Raw genomic sequence first — 870 nt, 5'->3', positions numbered from 1 at the left:
AGTCTTGGTGATATCACGTACAGACCAGATCACCAGTTTGTTTGCATTTTCAGGAGCGTTAACTGGTTTTATAATTGCCTCAAACCACATTTCTTCTGGATTTTCCAACGCTTCTAGCTCTTCTATAGGCAGGAGTAGGTGATCATGCAGAGAAAGGTTGTATTTCACGACTTTCGTTTCGTTATCTTGCATAACGTCAAAAATGAACCCCATGAGTTCGTCTGCTTTGGTCGGGGAAAGGACATCGCTAAGCTGTAAGCCAGTGTAGCGTTTTGCGTTGAACGTTTTGGAGTGGTGGGTTCCACCAAAGCTTTCAATATAGCGCCCGCTTTCGTCTAGGATAAACACATGATCAGGTAGGGTGTTTAAAATGGCTTCTAACCATGCTTCCCTTTCTTTATCAATCATGTGGTTACTTTCCTTCTTCTCGGCAAGTAGCCGATTATATAGGTTTGTATTGATGACACAATCAATATGGATCACATAATGGTTTATCGATTCAGCTAATCTGTGTGTGTTAGCTTTTGAGCTGTTTGAGTGAAATTTTTATAGCACTTTGTTTCGTGCGGGTGTAGGCTCTTGCCTGTATGTTTTTGAGACAAAAATTCATGTTATATCTCTTGTTTAAAAACTTCGTAAGAAGGCTGAACTCCGTGCATAAAACGCGATGAAGTGTTGCTCGGAGTCATAAATTATCTTCATCAGATGTGGAAATACGTGCACAGCTAAGCTGGAAAATGCGTAGGTTGTATTACATCTGAGTAAAGACAAGAGACCGCCGGTGATATTTCATCACCGGCTTTTTTGTATCTGAAGTTTGAAATCAGATATGAAGTTACCCATAGTTGAAATAGGGGCCGGTATGTAAGT

At 40.6% G+C, this 870-nt stretch carries 1 pseudogene; it reads right to left on the bottom strand.

The features are described from left to right. Positions 1-408 (bottom strand): annotated as a pseudogene (locus R7Z77_RS24670) (GGDEF domain-containing protein); the annotation flags it as partial. Positions 409-870: the final 462 nt, after the last annotated feature.

Source organism: Vibrio sp. 1401, from assembly GCF_033340295.1.
This window is presented reverse-complemented; position numbering and strand designations above follow the sequence as displayed.